Here is a 23,337-nt window from a genome sequence, read left to right as displayed (position 1 = left end):
TAGCTATGTTTTAAGTGACACGAATGCCGCCCCGTCGGGCGGTTTTCCAACTAACCGGCATCAATCGTCGTCACGGTCGATGCAGAGCACGATTTTTCCCTCCTCGACATCGGCGCGTATCTGGTCGGTGCGCGCCAGCAGGCGGGCCATTTCGGCAAAGGTCTCGTAGCGTTTCACGACGCCCGTGTAGCGCACCTTGTCGGCGTCGACGCCCCGCGGGACGATTTCGACGCCGTACCAGCGCGAGAGTTTGCGGCAGATCGAGGCGATCGGTTCGTCGTTGAAGGTGAACAGTCCCCGGGTCCAGGCGGCGTAATCTTCGGCGGCGACCTGCCGCACGTCGAAAATAGCCCCTTCGCGCCCCACGCGGGCCTGCTGGCCCGGCTGGAGCATCGCGCGGCGGTGTCCGCTCCGCACCTCGACGCTGCCCCTCACGAGCGTGGTCTCGATCGTGCCCTCGTCGGCGTAGGACGAGATGTTGAACGCCGTGCCGTAGACGCTTACGGAGACCGTGTCGGCGTGGACCACGAACCGCCGCGAGGCGTCGTGCGCTACGTCGAAGTAGGCTTCGCCCGTCACGGTCACCTCGCGCGGCCCGTCGCCGAAGCGGACCGGGAAGACGAGGCTCGACTCGGAGTTGAGCCATACCTGCGTGCCGTCCGAGAGGCGGAGCGAGAACTCCTTGCCGCGCGGCACGGTGACGGTGTTCGTCATCGGAATCTCCTCCTCGGCCTCCTCCCTGTGGTAGGCCAGCTCCTCCCCGGCGATCTCGATGCGCGTGCCGTCCTGCTCGACGAGCATCCGCGGCCCGTCCGCTTCGAGCGCGACGCTCTCGCCCGACGAAAGGGTCAGCACGGCGCCCCGCACCCCGGGCGTCACCTGCTCGATGTAAGCCTGCCGCGCGAGCCGTTCGGCCCGGCGGTCGAGTGCCCGCCAGCCGCCGCCGGCCAGCAGCGCCGCCACGGCTGCTGCCGCCGCATATTTCCGGACCGTGACGGCCAGCGTGCGTATCCGGTGCCGGCGGGCCGCCTTGCGGATGTTGCCCCATACGCGCTGCTGGTCGTAGCCGTATATCCGGCCCAGCAGCGGGAGGCACTCTGCCGACTCCTCCAGCAGTTCCAGCAGTTCCCGGTTCTGCGGCGAGCGGTCGAGCCACTCCCGGAGGATCGCCAGTTCCTCCTCGGTGGCGGTCCCTTCGAGGCGGGCTTTGAGTATTTCTTTGATCTGGTTTTCGAAACTCATGTCGTTTTCCGTGTTTTCAGGTTGGTTGGTGTGGCCGGAAACAGCGTTTCCTATGGAATAGACCGAAAAAACGAACGCCGGACATACAATGTCGGCGTTTTTTTGTGAAAAATTTACGGGTCGGTTACGAATTGTAATGCAAAAGCGGATTCCGGATTTCGTCCTTTCGGTGCGGCGGGGCGAAATCGGTTCGGATTAAAATCGGATTCGGGGTGCGGATTCCGGCCGTCCGGGACCTAAAAAAGCGTGAGGAAGAACATCGACATCTTGCGCAGGGCTTTGAACGAACGCGACATGTGGGTCTTCACGGTGTGGAGCGAGAGCGAGAGCAGGCGGGCCGTCTCGACGTAGCTTTTGTGCTCGATGCAGATCATCTTGAAGATGCGGCGCCCCTGCTCGGGCAGCGCCTCGATCCGGCGGTAGATGACCGCAATCTGCTCGACCAGAACCTGTTCGTCGCCGAGTGCGCTCTCCTCGGCGGCCAGGCGCACCGTCTCCTTCGAGTTGATGTCGTAGAAGCGGTTCTTCATCCGGGCGTGCAGGCGGTCGAGCGCTGCGTTGCGCACGCAGCGGTAGAGATAGCTCTCCTTCTGGCGGATCTGGCTGAAATCGGCGTCGAGCAGCGCGATGAAGACCTCCTGCACGATGTCCTCGGCTTCGTGGGCCGAACCGACGATGCGTTCCGCGTAGAGCGTCGCCAGCCGGAAATGCTGGCGGAACAGGGCTTCGTATTCGGATGTGATTACGGTTTTCATGCGGTCTTTGACGCTGACGCAGACGGTGTTCAACTGCAAAAATAAGCGCTTCGGGCGAAAAATGCAAACAATTCGTTACATTCTTTCGTCCGAAGCGGCTTTTCCGGGCGCCGAAACGCTCCCGGGAGGGGTCAGGAGTGTCTGCGCGCCAACTCTTTTTCGAGGTCGGCGATCGAGCATCCGGTGGCTTCGAGCAGCACGAGCAGGTGGTAGACGAGGTCCGAGGCTTCGTAGATCATCGCCTCGCGGTTTTGGGCCACGGCCTCGATGACGGTCTCCACGGCCTCTTCGCCGACCTTCTGCGCGATCTTGTTCACGCCGCGGTTGAAGAGTTTGGAGGTGTAGGAGCCTTCGGGCATCTCGGCATGACGGCCCCGGATGACGCTCTGAAGGTAGCGGATGAAGCCTTCGGTCTCGGGTACGGCCTCCCCGAAGCAGGTTTTCGAGCCTGTGTGGCAGGTCGGGCCGTGGGGGATGACGCGGATGAGCAGCGTGTCGTCATCGCAGTCGGCGGCCACCGACACGATGTCGAGCCAGTTGCCGCTGGTCTCGCCCTTGGTCCACAGGCACTGGCGCGAACGGCTGTAAAAGGTGACGCGGCCTTCGGCGAGGCTCTTTTCATAGGCTTCGCGGTTCATGTAGCCCAGCATGAGGACCTGGAGGGTGCGGTCGTCCTGGATGACGGCGGGGATGAGCCCGCCGGGGAGTTTCTCGGCGTCGAGCGCCGGAAACGGTTTTGCTTCGATTTTCATAGTTGTATTATAATCTGATGTTTATGTTGCGTTTCTTCAACTCCCGTTTTAGCACGGGGATCGGGATCTCGTTGTAGTGGAAGATGCTGGCCGCCAGTGCCGCATCGGCGCGCCCGAGGGTCAGCACGTCGGCGATGTGGTCCGCCGTGCCCGCGCCGCCCGAGGCGATGATCGGGACGGGCAGTTCGGCCAGCCGCGCGAAGGTGTCGCACGGGTAGCCGTTCTTCGTGCCGTCGTGGTCCATCGAGGTGAAGAGGATTTCGCCCGCGCCGCGGTCGGCGGCCTCGGAGGCCCAGGCGAAGAGCTCGCGCCCGGCGGGGCGTTTGCCGCCGTGGGTCGTCACGACCCAGCGGCCTTCGACCGTGCGGGCGTCGATCGCCGCCACGACGAACTGCGAGCCGTATTTGGCGGCGATGGCGTCGATCAGTGCGGGGTTGGCCACGGCGGCGCTGTTGAGGGTGATCTTGTCGGCCCCGGCGTCGAGCAGCCGTCCGGCGTCGTCGACCGACGAAATGCCGCCCCCGACGGTGAACGGAATGTCGATGCGCGCGGCGATGCGTCCGACCAGTTCCGTGAAGGTGCGGCGGCCCTCCTCCGAGGCGCTGATGTCGAGGTAGACCAGTTCGTCGGCCCCCTCGGCGGCGTATTTCGCTCCCAGTTCCACGGGGTCGCCGACCTGGCGCAGCCCCACGAAGTTGATGCCCTTGACGGTCTGTCCGTCGCGGATGTCGAGGCAGGGGATTATGCGTTTGGCAAGCATCGCGCGAGGTCTTTGAGGGTGATGCGGCCTTCGTAGAGGGCCTTGCCGACGATGACGCTCCGCAGGCCCTGCCGGTCGAGCTCTTCGATGTCGGCCATCGACGCGATGCCGCCGCTGACGGTGATTTCCACCGCCGGGAAACGACTTTGCAGATCGGCGTAGAAGACCGCCGAAGGGCCGCACAGCATGCCGTCACGTGAAATATCGGTGCAGATAACCTGCGCAAGTCCCTGCGGGAGAAAACGTTCGATCAGCTGCGGCGCTGTGAGGGCCGAGCTTTCCAGCCAGCCCTGGATGGCCACCGCGCCGTCGCGGATGTCGGCGCCGAGGATCAGCCGCTCGGGACCGAACTCCGTGAGCCATGCGGCGAAAAGATCGGGCTGGCGGACTGCGAGGCTGCCGCAGATGGCCCGGCGGGCTCCGGCGGCGAAGACGTCGAAAAGCGCCTGGCGGCTCTTGATGCCCCCGCCGTACTGCACTTCGAGCGAGGTCCGTGCGGCGATGCGTTCCAGCACGGCCAGGTTGCGCGGTTCCGAGGCCTTCGCGCCGTCGAGATCGACCATGTGCAGGCGGCGGATGCCCGCCTCCTCGAAGCGGAGCGCCGCTTCGAGCGGGTCGCGGTAGTAGGTCTTCCGGCTGGCGTAGTCGCCCTGCGTGAGGCGCACGCACGCACCGTCTATAATGTCCGTTGCGGGTATGATTTCGATCATGGTGTCAGAGGTTTAGAAAATTCCGTAAAATCCGCGCGCCCGCCGCACCGCTCTTTTCGGGGTGGAACTGCGTGCCGAAGAAGTTATCGCGGGCGAGCGCTGCGCTGAACGGGCGGCCGTAGCCGGTCGTGGCGGCGGTTGAGGCGCAAGGCTCGGCGGCGAAGGAGTGGACGTAATATACATAGGTGTCCTCGGCCATTCCGTCGAACAGCGGGGTGCGGAGGCCGGAGACGGTGTCCCAGCCCACGTGGGGGACCTTCAGGCGCGTGCCGTCGGCCGCCGCGGCCGGAAGCCGCAGGACCCGCGCCGGGAAGATGCCCATGCAGCGGGCGTCGCCCTCCTCGCTCGAAAGGCACATCAGCTGCATGCCGATGCAGATGCCCAAGACGGGCTGCGTGAGCGAGGGGATCACCGTGTCGAGTCCCCGCCGGCGGAGCTGCGACATGGCCGACGAGGCCTCGCCGACTCCCGGGAGGATCACTTTGTCGGCCCCGCGCAGCAGGGCGGGATCGGCCGTGAGCGTGAATTCGGCCCCTGCGCGGTGCAGGGCGTCGGCAACCGACCGCAGGTTGCCCGTGGCGTAATCGACGACGGCTATCATAGGACTCCTTTGCTGCTGGGGATGGTGTAATCGAAAGGGGTGTGCGCCACGGCCATGCGCAGGGCGCGGGCGAAGGCCTTGAAGATGGCTTCGGCCTTGTGGTGGTCGTTCTCGCCGCGGGCCGAGATTTGGAGGTTGCACCGTGCGGCGCACGCGAACGAGTGGAAGAAGTGGCGGAACATTTCGGTGGGCACGTCGCCGACCCGCTCGCGGCGGAATTCGGCCTCCCACTCGAAGTCGATGCGGCCCCCGAAGTCGAGCAGCACCAGCGCCCGGCAGTCGTCCATCGGCAGGGCGAAGCCGTAGCGGGCGATGCCGGCCTTCGCGCCCAGCGTGCGGTCGACGGCCTCGCCCAGGGTGATGGCCACGTCCTCCATCGTGTGGTGTTCGTCGATGTCCAGATCGCCCCGCGCGTCGACGGCCAGCGCGACGCCGCCGTGGTGGGCGATCTGCGCGAGCATGTGGTCGAGGAAACGCAGGCCTGTGGAGATTTTGCCGTTGAAGTCCCCGCGGCCGTCGAGGTCGAGGCGGACGGTGATCTGCGTCTCGCGGGTCTCGCGCCGGATTTCGGCCCGGCGTTCGCCGCGGCGGATGAACTCGGCGATCTCGGCCCATGAGTCGGTGACCAGCGCACAGGCGTCGGCGGCGCCGGTTTCCTCCAGCATCCGCAGCCCTTCGGCGGCGGGAGCGAGCAGGATGCCCCGCGCTCCGAGGTTGCGGGCCAGCAGGACGTCGGTCGCGCGGTCGCCGATGACATAACTCGCAGCCAGATCGTACTCCCCGTTGAGGTAGCTTCCGAACATGCCCGTTCGGGGCTTGCGCGTGGGAGCGTTGTCGGCTTCGAACGTGCGGTCGATCAGCTGGTCGCCGAACGCGACGCCTTCGCCGCGCAGCGTCGAGAGCATTTTGTTATGCGCAGGCCAAAAGGTCTCCTCGGGGAAGGAGTCCGTGCCGAGGCCGTCCTGGTTGGTGGCCAGCACGAGGTCGAACCCGAGGCCCGTCAGGGCCTTCAGGGCGGAGATGGCTCCGGGGACGAACGCGAGTTTTTCGAGGCTGTCGATCTGTTCGTCGGCGGGTTCGGCGATGATCGTGCCGTCGCGGTCGATGAAGAGGGCTTTTTTCATAAACGGAAATTTTTGACGGTTTCGAGCATCCGGGCATTCTCCGCGGGGGTTCCGACGGTGATGCGCAGGCATCCTTCGCACCCCGGGATGCGCGAGCGGTTGCGGACGATGACCCCGGCGGCGATCAGCGCGTCGTACATGCGGTCGGGCCGGGGCGTGCGGACCAGGATGAAATTGGCGTCGGAGGGGTAGACCCGCTCGATCGCGGGGCAGGCGGCGAGGGCCGGGAGGAGCCTTTCGCGCTCGGCGCACAGTCGGGCCACCTGTGGTGAGACGTCCTGTGCGAGCCGTTCGGCGACCGCTTCCTGCGCCAGGCTGTTGATGTTGTAGGGATATTTCACGCGTGCGAAAAGTCCGGCGACGGCTTCCGACGCGAATGCCAGCCCGAGGCGAAGCCCTGCCATGCCCCACGCCTTCGAGAGGGTTTGCAGGACGATGAGGTTCCCGAATTCGCCGAGGCGTGCGAGGAATCCCGGCCCGGCGGCGAAGTCGATGTAGGCTTCGTCGAGGACGACCATGCCGTCGAACCGGCGGACGAGCCGCTCGATGCCGGCCGCCGGGAAGGCGTTGCCCGTGGGGTTGTTCGGGGAGCAGAGCCACAGCAGTTTGGTGTGTTCGTCGGCGGCGTTCAGCAGGGCGTCGACCGGAAGCGAGAAGTCCGCGCCGAGCGGAACCTCGCGCATCTCGACGTCGTTGACGTCGGCGGCGACGCGGTACATGCCGTAGGTCGGGGCGATCGAAACGGCGTTGTCCACGCCCGGGCGGCAGAAGATGCGGTAGCAGAGGTCGATGGCCTCGTCGCTGCCGTTGCCGATGAAGATTTGCTCCCCGCGTACGCCTTTCAGCGCGGCGATCTTCTGTTTGAGCACCTTCTGGTGCGGGTCGGGGTAGCGGTTGACGCCGTTGTCGTAGGGATTTTCGTTGGCGTCGAGCCACGTCGTGATCTCCCCGCCGGAAAACTCGTCGCGGGCCGTGGAGTAGGGTTTCAGCGCCCGGATGTTGGGGCGCACCAGTTCTTCGAGCGGTCTCACAGCGCACCTCCTTTCATGCGGACGCGCACGGCGGCGGCGTGCGCTCCGAGGCCCTCGGCCTCGGCCATGGCGATGATCGTCGGGGAGAGGGCTGCAAGCCCCTTGCGCGAGAGTTCCTGGTAGGTGATTTTGCGCAGGAACGAGTCGGTGTTCACGCCGCTGTAAGCCCGCGCCCAGCCGCCCGTGGGCAGCGTGTGGTTGGTTCCCGAGGCGTAGTCCCCGGCGCTTTCGGGCGACCACGCTCCGATGAAGACGCTCCCGGCGGCGGTGATCTGCGCCGCGACGTCCCATGCGTCGCGCATCGAGACGATCAGGTGCTCGGGGGCGTAGGCGTTGGCGAAGTCGATCATCTTCTGGCGGCTGTCGAGGACCACGATGCGGCTCTGGCGCAGCGCCTCGCGGATGGTCTCGCCGCGGCGCAGCTGGAGCAGCTGCTCGCCGACGGCCCGCTGGGTGTCGCGGGCGAACTCCACCGACGGGCAGACCAGCACCGCCTGGCTGTCGCCCCCGTGTTCGGCCTGCGACAGCAGGTCGGCGGCGGCGAAGGCGGGCGACGCTTCGTCGTCGGCCAGCACCAGCACTTCCGAGGGGCCGGCGGGCAGGTCGACGGCCACGTCGTTGGCGCCGACCAGTTGTTTGGCCTTGGTGACGTAGCGGTTGCCGGGGCCGAAAATCTTGTCGACGCGCGGGATGCTCTCCGTGCCGTAGGCCATGGCGGCCACAGCCTGCGCCCCGCCGAGGGAGAAGACGCGGTCGACGCCGCACAGGTCGGCGGCATAGAGGATTTCGGGGGCTATCGTGCCGTCGGGCCGCGCGGGGGTGCAGAGGATGACCTCCCCGCAGCCGGCGACGCGGGCCGGGACGGCCAGCATCAGCACCGTGGAGAAGAGCGGGGCCTTGCCGCCCGGGATGTAAAGGCCCACGCGGCGGATCGGCACGGCGCGCTGCACGCACCGGATGCCCGGCATCGTCTCGGTGTCGACCTCGGGCGCCAGCTGGGCGCGGTGGAAGGTCTCGATGTTCGTTTTCGCGGTGGCGAGGGCCTCTTTCAGCGCGGCGGGGATGAGTGCGGAGGCTTCGGCGCGCACGTCGGCCGGGACCTCGAACGTCCCGGGATCGCGTCCCTCGACGCGGCGGGTGATCTCGCGCAGCGAGCGGTCGCCGCCGGATTTTACGTCGGCGAGGATTTCGGCCACCTGTCGCGTGATCTCCTCCTCCTGCCGGGTGAAGCGCTCGGTGAGGGCAGCCCACTCGGCGCGTTCGGGATTGTTGTGGATTTTCAGAATTTCCATGACGGTTCCGGAATTTTAGCGGATCATGTTTTCGAGTGCCAGGATCAGGATGCCTTCGGCACCGATCTCCTTGAGCCGTTCGATGCGTTCCCAGAGCTGGTCCTGAGAGATGACGGCGTGGATCGAACACCACCCCTCCTGCGCCAGCGGAAGCACCGTCGGGCTGCGCATGCCGGGGAGTATCCGGATGGCGTCGCCGAGCCGTTCCTTCGGGAGGTTCATCAGCACGTATTTCATGCCGCGGCTGTCGAGAATCGAGTTGAAACGGAAGGTCAGCTGCTCCGTTTCGCGGCGTTTGTCGCTGTCGAGTCCCGGGCTGGCGATGAGCACCGCTTCGGAAAAGAGAACCTTTTCGACCTCGACCAGCCCGTTGGAGATGAGCGTGCCGCCCGAGGAGACGATGTCGAAGATGCCGTCGGCCATGCCTACCGCCGGGGCGATCTCCACGGAGCCTTCGATGGTGTGGATCTCGGCTTCGATCTCCTTCTCGGCGAAATAGCGGGCGAGGATGTTGGGGTAGGAGGTGGCGACGCGCTTGCCGCGGAAGAACGCGAGGCCCTCGTAGGCGGTCGTTTTGGGCACCGCCAGCGAGAGACGGCAGCCTCCGAACCCGAGGTCCATGATCTGCTCGACGGGAAAGCCCTTCTCGGCGACCTCGTTCAGCCCCACGATCCCCAGGTCGGCGACGCCCATCGAGACGGCCTGCGGGATGTCGTCGTCGCGCAGGTAGAGGACTTCCAGCGGAAACCCTTCCGCACGGGAGATGAGTTTGCGTTTGCTCTCGGCAACGCGGATGCCTGCTTCGGAAAGCAGGTCGATGCTCTGTTCATTCAGTCGGCCCTTGGCCTGGATGGCTATTCGCAACATATTCGGTGTGTGTTTGATTGTTTTCTTCTTTCGGACACCCACCTGCGGTTCGGCACACGAAAAAGCCCACCCGCAGGGGGTGAGCTTCATGTATGCTATAAAAAATTGTTTACATATACATAATCGACCTACCCCTCGGTAAAGTGGTGATGGTGATGATGGATATGGTTGAAAATCGTCATTCGTTCGGTTGTCGGGGACAAATATAGGGTTTCTGCGGGAAAAAACAAAATCTGGACCGGATTTTTTTGCATCCGGCGAAAAACGCGGCCGGGGAGGGGTGGCTGCCCCTCTCGCCCGGCGAGACGCTTCGCTATTAGATTATAGGTGCGGCCGGTGATGCGGAGCGGAAACGGAGTGTGAAGTTGCGGTTTTTAAGAGTTTTTAGTATATTTACGGCCTGCATCCAGTGAAAACGGCCCGTGCGATGCGCAGGAGCCGTCCGGGCGGCCTTCCGGATTGTTACCTGTTCGTCCGGGACCCGCGGCGCGGACCTTATTATTTAAAACGAAAAGACAATGTGTGACCCTATTCAGTCGATTGCGACCCGTTTGCGCGGGCTGCGCGAAGCGCTCGAACTGACCCAGGAGGAGGTGGCCGCGAGCTGCAACCTCCCGGTCGAGCAGTACAGGGAGATGGAGAGCGGCAAGGCCGATTTTTCGGTGAACGTGCTGCAGACCATATCCCGCCATTACGGGATCAGCCTCGACGTGCTGATGTTCGGCGAGGAGCCGAAGATGAACGCCTATTTCATCACCCGCGCCGGGAAGGGCGTGTCGGTCGAACGGCAGAAGGCCTATAAGTACGAGGCGCTGGCGGCGGGATTCCGCGACCGGAAGATCGACCCCTTCATCGTGACGGTCGAGCCGGCGGCGGACGACGTCCCGATGCACCTGAACTGCCATCCCGGGCAGGAGATGAACTACGTGCTGGAAGGCCGCCTGCTGATCGGGCTGAACGGCAAGGAGATCGTCCTCGACACGGGCGACAGCCTCTATTTCGATTCGGGCCAGCCGCACGGGATGAAGGCCCTCGACGGCAAAACGGTGCGGTTCCTGGCGATAATCATGTAAGCGTATGGTAGAACGATTCCTGACCCAGACCTCCTTCTCGTCGCAGGAGGATTACCGGGAAAACCTGCACATCCGGGTTCCGGAGAATTTCAATTTCGGTTACGACGTGGTGGACGCATACGCCGCCGAGCAGCCCGGCAAGAAGGCGCTGCTGTGGACCAACGACCAGGGCGCCGAAATCCAGTTCACCTTTGCCGACATCAAGCGCGAAAGCGACCGCACGGCCTCGTATTTCCAGAGCCTCGGCATCGGAAAGGGCGATGTGGTGATGCTGATACTCAAGCGCCGCTACGAGTTCTGGTTCTCGATTCTGGCGCTGCACAAGCTGGGTGCGGTGGCGATCCCCGCGACTCACCTGCTGACCAAAAAGGACGTCGTCTACCGCTGCAACATGGCCGGGATCAAGGCCATCGTCGCGGCGGGCGAACGGGTGATCACCGACCACATCGCGGCGGCCATGCCCGAAAGCCCCACGACCGAACTGCTGATCAGCGTGGGCCCCGAGGTCCCCGAAGGGTTTCTTGATTTCCACGCCGGCATCGAGAAGGCGGCTCCTTTCGTGCGCCCGGAGCGGGTGAACGCCAACGACGACATCATGATGATGTACTTCACCTCGGGAACGACCGGGGAGCCGAAGATGGTGGCCCACGATTTCACCTATCCGCTGGGGCATATCACCACGGGACTGCTGTGGCACAACCTGCACGAGGGCAGCCTGCACCTGACGATCGCCGACACGGGATGGGCCAAGGCCGCATGGGGCAAACTCTACGGGCAGTGGCTGGCCGGGGCCTGTCTGTTCGTCTACGACCACGAGAAGTTCACGCCCGCGGACATGCTGCGCAAGATCGAGCAGTACCGCATCACGTCGCTGTGCGCGCCTCCGACGGTCTACCGCTTTCTGATCCGCGAGGACATGACCAAATACGACCTCTCGTCGCTGGAGTACTGCACCACGGCGGGCGAGGCGCTGAACGGCGCGGTGTACGACACCTTCCTCCGCCTGACGGGCATCCGCCTGATGGAGGGCTTCGGGCAGACCGAGACGACGCTGACGCTCGCGACGTTCCCCTGGATGAAGTCCAAGCCCGGGAGCATGGGCGTGCCCAATCCCCAGTACCGGATCGACTTGCTGACGCCCGACGGACGTTCGGCCGAGGACGGCGAGCAGGGGCAGATCGTGATCCGCACCGACGGAGGCAAGCCCCTCGGGCTGTTCAAGGGCTACTACCTGAACGACGCCCTGACCCGCGAGGCGTGGCACGACGGGGTGTATTATACGGGCGACGTGGCGTGGCGCGACGAGGACGGCTACTACTGGTTCGTGGGGCGTGCCGACGATGTGATCAAGAGTTCGGGCTACCGCATCGGTCCGTTCGAGGTGGAGAGCGCCCTGATGACCCACCCGGCGGTGGTGGAGTGCGCCATTACGGGCGTTCCCGACGAGATTCGCGGCCAGGTCGTCAAGGCGACGATCGTGCTCGCCGAGGCCTACCGCGGGCAGGCCGGGGAGGCGTTGGTCAGGGAGTTGCAGGACCATGTGAAGCGCATCACGGCTCCTTATAAATACCCGCGCGTGATCGAGTTCGTGGAGTCGCTGCCCAAGACCATCAGCGGCAAGATCCGCCGCAAGGAGATCCGCAGCGGCGACGAAGGGAAATAATCCGGCCGCAGGCCGGCGGAGAGAGGGACCGTGCGGAGGGCGCGGTCCCTCTCTCTCTTTGCGGCTGCCGCTCCGGGGCCGCGTCGCGGGATTTTAACGGAACTGTATATTGCGGTTCTGAAAAAGTTTCCTAATTTTGTCTTGTGAAAGCCTGAACATGCCCGGACGTGGAGAAGAAAAAAGAACTTGAGGATTTGCTTGTTTCCGTAAGCGAGAACGACGATTACGCTTTCCGGGTTTTCTATGATCTCTATTACCGGAGCGTTTTCCGGTTCGCCTACTATTTTCTGCGCAACAGGGAGGCCTGCGGCGAGGTCGTGAGCAACGTCTTCGTCGCCGTCTGGAAGTCCCGCGTCGCGCTGCGGAGGATCGAAAACATCGACGCCTACCTCTACGTCGTCGCGCGCAACGAGGCGAACCGGTATCTGAAGGAGTCCCGTACGCGCCGCCGCTGCCTCTCGTTCGAGGAGATTCCCATCTCGCTGATCGACCGAAATTCCCCCCCCCCACAGCGAAGACGCTCCCGATAGCCGGTTGATAGAGGCCGAAGTCGAGGAGCTGGTGCGCCGTCTCATAAACGATTTGCCCGAACGCTGCCGCACGGTGTTCCTGCTCAACCGGCAGGAGGGGCTGTCGTCGCGCGAGATCGCCGAGGCGCTGTCGCTCTCCGAGAGCACGGTGCGGGTCCAGATCAAGATCGCCGTCGACAGGATCGTGGCCGGCATACGCACGCATTATCCCGACCTGAAGCTGGTTTCCCTGCTGCTGTTCCTCTTCACGGCGCGTTTCTGACGCCTGCCGGAATGAAAAAAACGAAAAAAAGCCGCGGTTCCCTTAAACGGAACCGCGGCTTTCGCACTCTATATGTGTATACGACCAAAAAGGAGAAATCATGCAATATCAGCATACGAAGAGGGAGCCGGAGATGGCGGAACTGATCGAAGGTTCGGAGCGCGACCGCCGCAGGCTGGTGGAGCTGCTGGACGGCATCCGGGTGGGACCCGGAGTCGACGCCATGGCCGACGGAATGCGGGAGGCGGTGTGGGCCGACGTGCGCTCGCGCATCCGCCGCCGGGGAATCCGGATGCGGATCGTCCGCTACGCCGCGGCTGCGGCCGTGATGGCGGGCGTCGTCTGCGGCAGCTGGTTCATGGGCGGACGCCGGACCGAAAGCCGTCTGGTCGCCGCGGCGCAGCCGGTGAGCGTCTCGACGCCTCTGGGCGTGAAGTCCGACGTGGTGCTGCCCGACGGTTCGCGGGTGCGGCTCAACGGCGGCACGCGCATCGTCTATCCCGCGCTGTTCGGCGACGAACGCCGCGTGGAGGTCGACGGCGAGGCCTATTTCGAGGTCGAGCACGACGCCCGCAGGCCCTTCGTCGTCGTCATGGGACAGGTCGTCTCGACGGTGCTCGGAACGACTTTCAACGTGCACGCCTATTCCGAGGACGAGAATTACCAGATCACGCTGGCGACGGGCAGCCTGCTGGTGGACGGCGGTCCCGAGTCGCGGAGCGTGCGGCTGCGTCCCGGCGAGCAGGGATTCTTCGAGAGGACCTCCGGACTGCTGTCGCTGCGCAGGGTGAACGTCGAGCAGGTGCTCTCGTGGCAGGAGGACAGGCTCTACTTCCGGGCCGAACCCCTGGCGTCGATCGCCCGGAGCCTCGAAAGGCAGTTCAACGTCAGCATAGCGATCCCCGACGAGCGGCTGCGCAGGATCTGTTTCACGGGCGAGTTCGTCGAAGGCGAGAACATCCACGAAATCATGCGGATCATCTCGGCCGACAGCCGCATCCTTTGCCGCAGCCGCAAGAACCATTTCGAACTTTACAGAAACCGATAGAGATTCAATCCAACTTTTTCACTACAACCTAAATTTCAATCCTTATGAGTAAAAATTCTACCAGCAGGAGGTCCTTCCGGGACCTTTTCGGCCAGCGGACGCTGTGCCGGCTGAGCGGATTGCTGACGCTGTGTTGGTTCACGGTGGCGGCGCAGGCTCTTTACGCGCAGAATCCCGTGATTTCGTTGACGCTGAAGAACGCCACCGTACGCGAGGTGATCGAAGCGGTCAAGACGCAGAGCGGCTATTCGTTCTGGTACCGGGAGAGCGAAATCGACCTCCGCAAGCGCGTTTCGGTCGAGGCGCGCGATCAGAACGTCCTGAAACTGCTCGACGGCGTGCTCGCCGACCAGGGGATCCTGGCCAAACTCGAAGGCCGCCACATCGTGCTTTACAAGTCCGATCCGGCCGGTCCGGGCAGGGAATACCAGCTCAAGGGCCGCGTCGAGACCGAGGCCGGCGACCCGATCGTGGGCGCGAACGTGCTGGTCGAGGGCACGACGAACGGCATGGTGACCAACTCGAAGGGCGAATTCGCCCTGAACGTGACTGCGGGCGCGCGGCTCAGCGTGTCGTTCATCGGTTACGACGCGGCGCAGGTCGAAGTGGGCAACCGGACCCATCTGACCGTGGTGCTGAAGGAGAATAACCAGCTCCTCGACGACGTGGTGGTGATCGGATACGGCGTACAGAAGAAGGTCAACCTGACCGGCTCGGTCGCCGTGCGCCAGATGTCGGAGATCGAGAACCAGCCGATGACACACGCCTCGCAGGCGCTCTATTCGATGCCCGGCGTCTACATCAACCAGGCTTCGGCGAAGCCCGGCAGCGACGGCGCGACGATCCGTATCCGCGGCGTCGGCACGATGAGCAGTTCCAGTCCCATGGTGCTGGTCGACGGCATGGAGTATTCGCTCAACGAACTCAACCCCGGCGACATCGAGACGATCTCGGTGCTGAAGGACGCTTCGGCCTCGATCTACGGCTCCAAGGCCGCCAACGGCGTCATTCTCATCACCACGAAGCAGGCCAAGAAGGGCGCACCGGTGGTGAAGCTGAGCGCCAACTTCGGCATTCAGTCGGCGACCTACGTCCCCGACGTGGTGACCGACCCGATTCAGTATATGAACATGCGCAACCAGGCCGAACTGAACGAAGGCAAGCTGACGGTGACCTACAACCGCGACGACATCCTCGAATACGAGGAGGGCATGAAGCACGACCGCTACATCTATCCCGCCTCCGACTGGTACGACCTCTGCTACCAGAACGGGTTCCTCCAGCAGTACAACGCCCGCGTTTCGGGCGGCACGGACAAGATCTCCTACTCGCTGGGCGGCGGTTACATGAACCAGCGCGGCATCATGGTCGCCAACGACGATGCGGAACGCTTCTCGTGGGACATGAAGATCAACGCGCAGGTGACCAAGCGCCTGAAGGTGGGCGTCAGCCTGCTGGGCAACCTGCGCTACAACACCGACCCGATCTACGGCGTCTCGACGACGGTCAACGTCATCAACCGCGCCCTGCCGATCTTCGGCACGCAGCTGCCCGACGGCAAGTGGCTCTCGACGTGGCTCTCGACCCCCGGGCGCAACAATCCCGAGAATCCGCTCATGGAGCTGCACGAGGGTAACACCCGCCGCCAGTACCACCGCATCCTGGGCCGCATCAACATCGGCTACGACCTGCCGTGGGGCATCAAGTACAACGCCAATCTGGGCTATGTGAAGATCGACCACTATTCGAAGGACTTCAAGCACGCGATGTACACCTACAATCCCAAAACCCTCGAGCGGAAGGACTTCAGCGCCTATGTCTCGGCCAAGGACTGGGATAACAACTCGATCAACTACACCTTCTACAACACCCTTTCGTGGGGCAAGAGCTTCGGCGGCAACCACAACCTGAACGTGATGGCGGGCACGGAGTACAAGCGTTACGACGGCAAGAACTTCCAGGCCAAGAAACGCGACTACTTCAACAACCAGCTCACGGCCCTGTCGGTCGGCGCCACGATGGATGAGATCTCGGGCGGATCGTCGCTCGAACTGCTCTTCTCCTACTTCGGGCGCGTCACCTACGATTACAAGGAGAAATACCTGATCGACGTGACGGCGCGTTACGACGGTTCGTCGAAATTCGCCAAGGGCAACCGCTGGGCCTTTTTCCCTGCCGTGTCGGTCGGCTGGCGCATCGACAAGGAGAACTTCATGCAGAACGCCCGGGCTATCGACGTGCTCAAGCTCCGCGGCTCGGTCGGCGAGATGGGCAACCAGGCCATCGGCAACTACGAGTACCTGATGGCCGTGCTGGCGAGCAAAGACTACAATTACAGCTTCGGGGACGTGCTCTCGGGCGGCGCGGCGATCAAGGACTTCGTCGACGAGAACATCTCGTGGGAGACCACCCGCACCTACAACCTCGGACTGGATTTCGAGGCCTTCGACCACCGCCTGCTGTTCAGCGTCGACCTCTATAAAAAACGTACCGAAGGCATCCTGCGCGACGTGAAGATCCCGGCGCAGATCGGCAACCTGAACGGCCCGAAGCAGAACATCGGCGTGGTGGCCAACGACGGCGTCGAACTGAACCTCCAGTGGCGGAGCACAGTCAAGAATTTCCATTACAGCCTCGGCGGCAACTTCTGCTACAACAAGAACATCGTCGTCGACCTCGACGGGCAGGAGTACATCAAGACCTTCAACATCATCCGCGAGGGCGAACCCATCGATGCGTGGTATCTCTACCAGGCCGACGGCTTCTACAACAGCTACGAGGAGATCGCCAATTCGGTGACCGTCGGCAGCGGCGTGAAACCGGGGTACATCCGCTACAAGAATCTCAACAACGACGACAAGATCGACAACGGCGACCGCGCCGTCAGCGGCAACCTCACGCCGAGCATCACCTACGCCTTCAACTTCTCGCTGGGATGGAAGGGACTCGAGCTTTCGGCGCAGTTCCAGGGCGTCGCCGACGTGAAGACCTACCTTTCGGGCAACCTCGCGGCCCCGTTCTGGAACGGCGCGGGCGTGCTGAAGGAGTGGGCGACCGACGCGTGGACCCCCGAGAACCACAACTCCCGTCTGCCGATCCTCCACACCGCAACGGGCGCGCCCGAAATGCACGACTACAAGAACACGCAGTGGCTCTACGACGCGTCGTACCTGCGCTGCAAGCAGCTGCAGCTCTCGTACACCCTGCCCAAGAGGTGGATTTCGAAGCTCGGAATGAGCCAGTGCCAGATCTTCGTCAACGGCGAGAACCTCTTCACGATCTCCCCGCTGAAGATGTTCGACCCCGAGATCGACCTCTCGTCGACCAACCTGATGCAGTATCCTTCGCTCAGGACGATCAACTTCGGTTTCAACATCACTTTCTAATTGTTTCAAATACGGAAAATTATGAAAAAGACACTATTCGGATTGATGCTTTGCGGTGCGGCGGCGCTGGCCTCCTGCAACCTCGACACCATTCCCACCGACAAATATACGGTCGAGACGTTCTGGGAAACCGAGGAGGGAACCGAGGCCGCCATGACCGGCTGTTACAACATACTGACCAACAGCGCACTGTTCGGAGACTCGGCGCCGCTGCTCGAGGAGACCTGCACGCCCAACGCCTATAATTACAACAATGCCGGCGGATACAACGTCATCGCCCAGGGGACCCATACGGCCAACAGCTCGGGCATCATCGCCAACCGCTGGAAGAAGTGCTACGAAGGCATCGGGCGCTGCAACACCCATCTCAACCGCCTGCCTCGCGCCGTGGTGGCCGACGACCGCAGGGTGCAGATGGAGGGTGAGGCCAAGTTCCTCCGCGCGCTCTATTACTACATGCTGGTGACCTATTACAACGGCGTGCCGCTGATCCTCGAAGAACCCGTCTATGCGCACGGTTCGCTGCCCCGCGCCTCGCGCGAGGAGGTGGTGCGGGCCATCCTCGACGACCTGAACGACATCATCGACCGCGGACTGCTCGACTGGCAGTGGACGAAGGCCGCCGACCAGGGGCGCGCCACGCTCGGCGCGGCGATGGCCCTCAAGGCCCGTCTGCTGCTTTTCGAGGCCAGCAAGCTGGTCAACCCCTCGAACGACGCCGCAAAGTGGCGCGCTGCCGCCGAGGCCGCCGGCGCCCTGATCGAAAAGGAGGCCCAGGCGGGTTACGACCTGTTCGGCGACTACCGGAAACTGTTCCTGCCGGCCAACGAGCACAGCTGCGAGTGTGTCTTCAACATCGAATTTTCGAAGACCAAGAACACGGCCGTCAATTCGTTCAACGTCTACAGCGTCCAGTACCGCAACAACGCGCCGCTGCTCGACCTGGTGATGGACTACCGGACGACGACCGACGGCGCGGCCACGATGGGCAAGTACGACAACCTCGATCCGCGTTTCGCGGCGACGAACTTCTATCCCGGAAGCACGTTCCTCGGCAAGGCCAACTGCCCGGCCGGGGAGGTGTGCCAGTTCACGGGCTTCGCGCACAAGAAACTCTCGATCTACGACACGCAGAAGCGTGATTCGGACGACGGTAACGGCGAAACCAACTACATGTTCATCCGCTACGCCGATGTGCTGCTGATGTTCGCCGAGGCGCAGAACGAGGTCGACGCAACGCCGTCCGACGCCGTTTACGACGCCGTGAACCGCGTGCGCGGCCGCGTCGGCATGCCCATCTATGCCTACGGTTCGAAGAACCAGGCCGAGATGCGCGAGATCATCCGCCACGAGCGCCGCATCGAGTTCGCCGGCGAGGGACTCTATTACAACGACATCCGCCGCTGGATGACCGCCGAGCTGGTGATGAACGCCGTGATTCAGGACTATGCGGGCACGGACATCGCCGTCCGGGCGTTCGATCCCGACCGCGACTACTGGTGGCCCGTTCCGGCGGACCAGATCCTGCTGAACAAGCAGCTCGAACAGAATCCCAATTATTGATCCGACAACCGTTAACTGGCAATTTATGAAAAAATATCTGTGGATACTGGCTGCCGCATTCCTCCTTCAGGCTTGCAGCAAAGACGAGGAAGAGGGACCTTACGTTCCCTGGCGGCCTGGCGACGACAAGGAGGAGACGATCGAACTGGACAAGGCTACCCGGGTGATGATTCTGACCGAGCAGGCGAAGAACCGGATCGTGATGATTGACCAGCCGACGGGAAAGATCGCCTGGGAGTGGAAGGCCTCCGACAGCGGGCTTTCGGCCGCGGAACAGGCGTGGTTCAATCTGCCCGACGAGGCCAAACCGGTCTACAACCGTACGTGCGTGCTCGTCACGGCTTCGGGCGGCGGCGTGGCGCTGATCCGCATTGCGGACAAGAAGGCGATGTTCTACGCCAAGCCGGGCGGAAACCCCCACTCGGCCGAGGTGCTGCCCGACGGGAATATCGTCGTGGCGTCGAGCACGGGCAACCTGTTGAGCGTCTACGTGTACAACGGCGCCGACAGCTACGTTTCCAGGCCCGCCTTCACCATGCCGGTCCATTCGGCCCACAACGTGGTCTGGGACCGGAAGCGCGGCTGCCTCTGGACGGCGACCGGCGCCCAGCTGCTGAAACTCACCTATAACGGGAACCGCACGGCACCGGAACTGACGCAGGTCCGCTCCTACGACATGGCCTCGGGGAACACGATGGCCCACGACCTGGCGCCGGTCTACGGCGAAGAGGCGATGTACGTCTCGACGAACGAGCATGTCTATAAGTTCGACTGTGCGGCGGAGAAGTTCCTCGACGTGGAAATCTTCCAGCAGAACACCATCAAGAGCGTTTCGACGGGCCCCGAGGGCTATCCCACGATCGTCATGCGCCCCACGTCGGGCGGGAGCAACTGGTGGTCGGCCGAGGTGTGCGACCTGAAGGGCAACCGGCTGTTCAACCGTGCGGGCTACCAGATTTACAAGGCCCGCTGGTATGTGGAAAATCCGTTCGGGTATCCCGAGGTTCACACTTTGTAAAACTTAAAATGCAAAAACGATGAAAAACATCCGAAAATACATGATGACCGCGGCGTGCATGGCCGCAGCGGCGGCGCTGCTCGCCTGCACCGAGGCTGTGAAACGCGATGCCGAGGAGGAAATCCAGGAGATGACCGTTCCCAAGAAGCCCGGACCGATCACCAAAGTCCCCGCCACGCTCACCTGCAACGGCGGCGAAGAGTTCACCTTCTCGGTGACCAAGGTTCAGTGGGCCGAGACCTACGAATGGACGATCGCCGATCAGGAAAAATCGAAAATCTCGATCATCGACGGCCAGGGAACCAATGTCATCACCGTCAGGGTGGTCAACGACGACGTGGTGATTCCCGCGCAGTCGGTGTCGGTGGTGGCCAAAAACGAACTGGGTACGAGCAAGGTGCGCGAATATTTCGCGGCGATCACCGTGTCGGTTCCCATCGAACTGCCGGGCTATACGATCAAGAAGTACGGCAAACGCTGGTGGATGACCGAGAACTGCCACGAAGCGGGCGGGGAGGGCAACCTGGGCGTTGCGCCCGACCTGACGACCTTCACCGTCGCAGGGCTGGAGGCGTCGCATTTGCAGCGGTTGAACGACGCGAAGGGCCGTTACTACACCTGGTACGAGGCGATGACCGGCATCTCGGGCTGCACGCCGGAGCAGTGTCCCTATATACCAGGCTACGAAGGGGTGGATGACGTGGGCAACCCGTTCAAACTCGACGGCACGGAGGAGGGCGAATTCGGCGTCCAGATACGCGGCTACTGTCCCGAAGGCTGGCACGTGGCCAACGCCAACGACTGGTGGGACATGATCATGTCGATCAAGAGCGAGTACGCCATTCCCGACGATTTCGCGCTGGGCGGCTACACCTTCTCCGGCGGTCACGACGGGAAACCCGAGAATGCCATTACGAAGGCCGGGTTCTACAAGTCGGGCTGCACGGTCAAGAACACGGGCAACGTCGGCGCGTGGCTGCGCGGCGGCAACGGCCGTATCGTTGACGGCGGTGTTTGGAATCAGGCGAATCTGACGCTTACGGACGCCGGAGAGGCTCTGCAGCAATTCGTCGACGGGGCCGAAAGCATCGGTTTCGGCTGGTATCCGCTGGGGTATCAGAAGGCCGACGGCAGTTTCAACAGCAGCGCGCTGGGCAAATGGGGCTACATGTGGTTCATCGGGCAGACCAACGAATCGACGGCACGTTCGCTGGTCATCAGCGGAACGAGTCTGAACTTGCAGACCAAGACCAATCAGGAGGCGGCCAAGAACATTTATTTGAACGTCCGCTGCGTGAAAAACTACACCAAATAACCGGAAGCGATGAAAAGAATCCTGTTTACGGCGGCGGCACTGGTGTGCGCCGCGAACCTGGCGGCCCAGTGCCTCGGGGTCGGCAGTTCGACCAGCAGCATGAGTCCCGAGGAGATGGCCGCCGCCGCGAAGGCCGGCGTGGAGTATGTCGAAATCGGTATCAGCGGCCGCGGGACCGTGGCTGAAATCCGTGAGAAGGCGTTGCACGCCAAACGCATGGCCGACGAGGCCGGTCTGAAGGTCTGGTCGTGCCATCTCCCGTTCTCCCGCAAGCTGGACATTTCGGTGCTGGACGACAGCGCCCGCATGGCCAACCTCGAATTCCTGACCGAGATGATCGCCATCTGCGGTGAGGTGGGACCGGAGAAACTGGTGCTGCATCCCAGTTCCGAACCGATTGCGGACGGGGAGCGCGAGCAGCGTATCCGGAACAGCATCGCCTCGGTCGGCGTGCTGCGCGGGGAGGCGGCCCGGATCGGCGCGCAGCTGTGCATCGAGGACCTGCCCCGCACGTGTCTCGGGCGGAATTCGGCCGAGCTGCTGCGCATCATCGCCCCTTATCCCGACGTGAAGATCTGTTTCGACACGAACCACCTGCTTTCGGAGGACCTGCTGCACTTCGTCGAGGCGTGCGGCGACCGGATCGCGACCCTTCACGTCTCGGATTACGACGGGGTCGATGAACGCCACTGGCTTCCGGGCAAGGGGCGGACCGACTGGCCCGCGCTGTACAAGGCGCTGATGAAGGCCGGTTACAAGGGTGTCTTCATGTACGAACTCAAACGCGGCGAGGGATCGTTCGGCGAGATGGTCGCCATCTACGAAAAGATGGCCGCCGACGCGGCGAAGTTGGAGTAATTCCCCTTCGGACGTTACGAAAAGGAGGATTGCCCGAAAAGCAATCCTCCTTTTTCATACCCTTGTGTCGGAGTCAGAGTTTCTCTTTTACGTCTGTGAACGTAGCTTTTACATTGTCGATGTAGAAGCGGTTTCCTTTGGCCTGGATGGCACTGAAGCGGATCCGGGTCTCTTTGGTCGCACCGTTGATGACGCAGCTCCGGGTTTCCCAGTAATTGTCGCTCTCGATGGTGAAGGTCTTCGATTCGCTGCCCTCGACCGATCCGCTGTTGAGTACGATCAGTCGGATGTCGCTCAAATCGCTGCCCATGATTCCCACGTTGAAGGTCACGGTCACGTCGACGCGCTTTTCGCCAACGGCTGTCATCGCCGGGCTGGTGAGGTAGCCCAGACCCGACGAGGTCCCCACTTTCGGGAACCCGTTGTGCATGTAGACCAGGTTGCCTTCCCAGCCGTTGCGGTTGCTGACGGTGGTCATATTCTTGCCGTCGTTGCCGGGCAGCGTGCTGTTGGGACCCACGCACCAGTCGAAAGTCTCGTCGAAGACCGTGATCTCCTCGTATTCGACGATGTCCTCGATGAAGGTGATCGTCTCGCCGCGTCCGTCGCCTTCGGCCAGCGTCACGTCGTCGAGCCGGTAGGCATCGGCTTTGCGCCCCAGGAACCGTACGTAGAGCTGGTCGACGCCTTCGGGCAGGTAGAAAGGGATGTTCACCCGCTCCCAGCCTGCGGACGAAGAACGTTCGTAGGCGATGGGTGTCCAGTTCACGAGGTCCTTGCTGAAAAATACTTTTAGCTCTCCGGGATTGAAAATCGCCTGCGAAGTCGTGCAACCGAACGAAAGGTTGAAATTGATGTCGCCCTTGAGGGCGATGCCGCCCAGGATGAAATTGGCCGAGTCGGCGGCGAAGACGATGCCGTTGCCGCCCGAGGCTCCGTCGTAACCGGCCGAGGGCTGTCCGGCGTCGACGTTGACGTCGTTGCCCCAGTACTGGCAGCGCAGGCTGCCGATGCCGTTGCGGTTCCAGCCGTCGAACTGCGCGACGGACTGGGCGGAAGTGCCCGTTCCGAAGTCGTCGTTGAGGAAGCGCACCGTGCTGTTATGGCCCTCCTGCCGGAGGGTGATCTGCTGCATTCGTCCCTGCTCGGTCTCGAAGACGAGCGTGGCGCTGCGCTCCTGCCCGGTGTTGGCGGCAATCGCCGCCTCCACCTCCCGGCTGCCCGAACCGGCTTTGGGCGAGAGTGTGAACCAGTCATCCTCCGCTTGCTGGCGGATGATCCAGTAGGTGTTCGACCGGACGCCGATGCGCAGCGTCTCCCCGTCGGCAGCCACGCCGCGTTTGTTGGCCGTAAAAGTCGGGGAGTCGGTTTGTACGTATGCCTGTTCCGTTTCGGGGTCGTCGCTGCAGGCCCCGAGAAGACCTGCGCAAAGCAGAAGAACGGAACACGAATATATGCGGATGTTTTTCATTGCGTTTGCTGGTTTA

The 23,337-nt window shown here is 63.0% G+C and carries 21 protein-coding genes; 10 read left to right on the top strand and 11 right to left on the bottom strand.

All coding sequences use genetic code 11. From position 1 onward, the window contains the following. Positions 1-60: 60 nt before the first annotated feature. The 10 genes from ACGHP5_RS03800 to hisG form a co-directional block, all read right to left on the bottom strand. The gene (locus ACGHP5_RS03800) at positions 61-1,242 is read right to left on the bottom strand and encodes a FecR family protein (protein WP_390568079.1); all 1,182 of its coding nucleotides are present in this window, start codon (positions 1,240-1,242) and stop codon (positions 61-63) included. 236 nt (positions 1,243-1,478) lie between these two features. After that, positions 1,479-1,997, bottom strand: coding sequence for a sigma-70 family RNA polymerase sigma factor (locus ACGHP5_RS03795; protein WP_290533221.1), 519 nt, complete (start codon positions 1,995-1,997; stop codon positions 1,479-1,481). Between the two features lie 131 nt (positions 1,998-2,128). Continuing rightward, positions 2,129-2,749: a bifunctional phosphoribosyl-AMP cyclohydrolase/phosphoribosyl-ATP diphosphatase HisIE gene (hisIE, locus tag ACGHP5_RS03790; RefSeq protein ID WP_290533220.1), complete on the bottom strand. Its 621-nt coding sequence runs from the start codon at positions 2,747-2,749 to the stop codon at positions 2,129-2,131. A 7-nt stretch (positions 2,750-2,756) separates the two neighbouring features. Further along, positions 2,757-3,509: an imidazole glycerol phosphate synthase subunit HisF gene (gene hisF, locus ACGHP5_RS03785; protein WP_390568077.1), complete on the bottom strand. Its 753-nt coding sequence runs from the start codon at positions 3,507-3,509 to the stop codon at positions 2,757-2,759. Beyond that, a complete protein-coding gene (gene hisA, locus ACGHP5_RS03780; RefSeq protein ID WP_295904021.1) occupies positions 3,491-4,219 on the bottom strand; it encodes a 1-(5-phosphoribosyl)-5-[(5-phosphoribosylamino)methylideneamino]imidazole-4-carboxamide isomerase in 729 nt (242 codons plus the stop codon). Before hisA ends, hisF begins: the two co-directional genes overlap by 19 nt. 4 nt (positions 4,220-4,223) lie before the next feature. Beyond that, entirely contained in the window at positions 4,224-4,820 is a 597-nt protein-coding gene (hisH, locus tag ACGHP5_RS03775) for an imidazole glycerol phosphate synthase subunit HisH (RefSeq protein ID WP_390568076.1), read from the bottom strand. Beyond that, positions 4,817-5,944, bottom strand: a complete 1,128-nt coding sequence (gene hisB / locus ACGHP5_RS03770) for a bifunctional histidinol-phosphatase/imidazoleglycerol-phosphate dehydratase HisB (protein WP_390568074.1) — start codon at positions 5,942-5,944, stop codon at positions 4,817-4,819. Before hisB ends, hisH begins: the two co-directional genes overlap by 4 nt. After that, positions 5,941-6,975 carry a histidinol-phosphate transaminase gene (gene hisC, locus ACGHP5_RS03765; RefSeq protein ID WP_337772327.1) on the bottom strand — a complete coding sequence of 345 codons (1,035 nt, stop codon included), beginning with the start codon at positions 6,973-6,975 and terminating at the stop codon, positions 5,941-5,943. Before hisC ends, hisB begins: the two co-directional genes overlap by 4 nt. Further along, a complete protein-coding gene (hisD, locus tag ACGHP5_RS03760; protein ID WP_337756228.1) occupies positions 6,972-8,267 on the bottom strand; it encodes a histidinol dehydrogenase in 1,296 nt (431 codons plus the stop codon). The genes hisC and hisD overlap by 4 nt, the downstream gene beginning before the upstream one ends. Positions 8,268-8,282: 15 nt before the next feature. After that, entirely contained in the window at positions 8,283-9,134 is an 852-nt protein-coding gene (gene hisG / locus ACGHP5_RS03755; protein ID WP_337657922.1) for an ATP phosphoribosyltransferase, read from the bottom strand. Positions 9,135-9,652: 518 nt separating this feature from the next. Here hisG and ACGHP5_RS03750 point away from each other — a divergent pair. From ACGHP5_RS03750 to ACGHP5_RS03705, 10 genes are all read left to right on the top strand, one after another. After that, positions 9,653-10,207, top strand: a complete 555-nt coding sequence (locus tag ACGHP5_RS03750) for a helix-turn-helix domain-containing protein (RefSeq protein ID WP_290533212.1) — start codon at positions 9,653-9,655, stop codon at positions 10,205-10,207. 4 nt (positions 10,208-10,211) lie between these two features. After that, the gene (locus ACGHP5_RS03745) at positions 10,212-11,870 is read left to right on the top strand and encodes an AMP-binding protein (RefSeq protein WP_390568072.1); all 1,659 of its coding nucleotides are present in this window, start codon (positions 10,212-10,214) and stop codon (positions 11,868-11,870) included. A gap of 167 nt (positions 11,871-12,037) precedes the next feature. After that, positions 12,038-12,400, top strand: a complete 363-nt coding sequence (locus ACGHP5_RS03740) for an RNA polymerase sigma factor (protein ID WP_138266208.1) — start codon at positions 12,038-12,040, stop codon at positions 12,398-12,400. Positions 12,401-12,404: 4 nt separating this feature from the next. Beyond that, a complete protein-coding gene (locus tag ACGHP5_RS03735) occupies positions 12,405-12,662 on the top strand; it encodes a sigma factor-like helix-turn-helix DNA-binding protein (protein WP_022061380.1) in 258 nt (85 codons plus the stop codon). 100 nt (positions 12,663-12,762) lie between these two features. Beyond that, on the top strand, positions 12,763-13,710 hold the full coding sequence (locus ACGHP5_RS03730) for a FecR family protein (protein WP_390568070.1): 948 nt from the start codon (positions 12,763-12,765) through the stop codon (positions 13,708-13,710). A gap of 44 nt (positions 13,711-13,754) precedes the next feature. Beyond that, positions 13,755-17,096 carry a TonB-dependent receptor gene (locus ACGHP5_RS03725; RefSeq protein ID WP_290533208.1) on the top strand — a complete coding sequence of 1,114 codons (3,342 nt, stop codon included), beginning with the start codon at positions 13,755-13,757 and terminating at the stop codon, positions 17,094-17,096. Between the two features lie 21 nt (positions 17,097-17,117). Next, positions 17,118-18,659, top strand: coding sequence for a RagB/SusD family nutrient uptake outer membrane protein (locus tag ACGHP5_RS03720; protein WP_390568068.1), 1,542 nt, complete (start codon positions 17,118-17,120; stop codon positions 18,657-18,659). 25 nt (positions 18,660-18,684) lie between these two features. Next, positions 18,685-19,677, top strand: coding sequence for a DUF6528 family protein (locus ACGHP5_RS03715; RefSeq protein ID WP_390568067.1), 993 nt, complete (start codon positions 18,685-18,687; stop codon positions 19,675-19,677). Positions 19,678-19,696: 19 nt separating this feature from the next. Beyond that, positions 19,697-20,992, top strand: coding sequence for an FISUMP domain-containing protein (locus ACGHP5_RS03710; RefSeq protein ID WP_390568066.1), 1,296 nt, complete (start codon positions 19,697-19,699; stop codon positions 20,990-20,992). 9 nt (positions 20,993-21,001) lie between these two features. Then, entirely contained in the window at positions 21,002-21,850 is an 849-nt protein-coding gene (locus tag ACGHP5_RS03705) for a sugar phosphate isomerase/epimerase (protein ID WP_290533204.1), read from the top strand. Positions 21,851-21,923: 73 nt separating this feature from the next. On the opposite strand, the gene ACGHP5_RS03700 is transcribed toward ACGHP5_RS03705, so the two are convergent. Beyond that, positions 21,924-23,321 (bottom strand): BACON domain-containing protein, encoded by a 1,398-nt coding sequence (locus ACGHP5_RS03700; protein ID WP_337772334.1) that lies wholly within the window; start codon positions 23,319-23,321, stop codon positions 21,924-21,926. Positions 23,322-23,337: the final 16 nt, after the last annotated feature.

The organism is Alistipes sp. i18-0019-D1 (assembly GCF_042852885.1).
Taxonomy (GTDB): Bacteria; Bacteroidota; Bacteroidia; order Bacteroidales; family Rikenellaceae; genus Alistipes.
This window is presented reverse-complemented; position numbering and strand designations above follow the sequence as displayed.

What these genes read in the sequence shown, in the direction of transcription:
- hisG (WP_337657922.1), bottom strand. Translation starts at nt 9,134, where the DNA reads ATGTTGCGAATAGCCATCCAGGCCAAGGGCCGACTGAATGAACAGAGC.
- hisH (WP_390568076.1), bottom strand. Translation starts at nt 4,820, where the DNA reads ATGATAGCCGTCGTCGATTACGCCACGGGCAACCTGCGGTCGGTTGCC.
- hisF (WP_390568077.1), bottom strand. Translation starts at nt 3,509, where the DNA reads ATGCTTGCCAAACGCATAATCCCCTGCCTCGACATCCGCGACGGACAG.
- hisD (WP_337756228.1), bottom strand. Translation starts at nt 8,267, where the DNA reads ATGGAAATTCTGAAAATCCACAACAATCCCGAACGCGCCGAGTGGGCT.
- ACGHP5_RS03800 (WP_390568079.1), bottom strand. Translation starts at nt 1,242, where the DNA reads ATGAGTTTCGAAAACCAGATCAAAGAAATACTCAAAGCCCGCCTCGAA.
- hisIE (WP_290533220.1), bottom strand. Translation starts at nt 2,749, where the DNA reads ATGAAAATCGAAGCAAAACCGTTTCCGGCGCTCGACGCCGAGAAACTC.
- ACGHP5_RS03745 (WP_390568072.1), top strand. Translation starts at nt 10,212, where the DNA reads ATGGTAGAACGATTCCTGACCCAGACCTCCTTCTCGTCGCAGGAGGAT.
- ACGHP5_RS03700 (WP_337772334.1), bottom strand. Translation starts at nt 23,321, where the DNA reads ATGAAAAACATCCGCATATATTCGTGTTCCGTTCTTCTGCTTTGCGCA.
- ACGHP5_RS03750 (WP_290533212.1), top strand. Translation starts at nt 9,653, where the DNA reads ATGTGTGACCCTATTCAGTCGATTGCGACCCGTTTGCGCGGGCTGCGC.
- ACGHP5_RS03705 (WP_290533204.1), top strand. Translation starts at nt 21,002, where the DNA reads ATGAAAAGAATCCTGTTTACGGCGGCGGCACTGGTGTGCGCCGCGAAC.
- ACGHP5_RS03720 (WP_390568068.1), top strand. Translation starts at nt 17,118, where the DNA reads ATGAAAAAGACACTATTCGGATTGATGCTTTGCGGTGCGGCGGCGCTG.
- ACGHP5_RS03730 (WP_390568070.1), top strand. Translation starts at nt 12,763, where the DNA reads ATGCAATATCAGCATACGAAGAGGGAGCCGGAGATGGCGGAACTGATC.
- hisB (WP_390568074.1), bottom strand. Translation starts at nt 5,944, where the DNA reads ATGAAAAAAGCCCTCTTCATCGACCGCGACGGCACGATCATCGCCGAA.
- hisA (WP_295904021.1), bottom strand. Translation starts at nt 4,219, where the DNA reads ATGATCGAAATCATACCCGCAACGGACATTATAGACGGTGCGTGCGTG.
- ACGHP5_RS03710 (WP_390568066.1), top strand. Translation starts at nt 19,697, where the DNA reads ATGAAAAACATCCGAAAATACATGATGACCGCGGCGTGCATGGCCGCA.
- ACGHP5_RS03715 (WP_390568067.1), top strand. Translation starts at nt 18,685, where the DNA reads ATGAAAAAATATCTGTGGATACTGGCTGCCGCATTCCTCCTTCAGGCT.
- ACGHP5_RS03795 (WP_290533221.1), bottom strand. Translation starts at nt 1,997, where the DNA reads ATGAAAACCGTAATCACATCCGAATACGAAGCCCTGTTCCGCCAGCAT.
- ACGHP5_RS03725 (WP_290533208.1), top strand. Translation starts at nt 13,755, where the DNA reads ATGAGTAAAAATTCTACCAGCAGGAGGTCCTTCCGGGACCTTTTCGGC.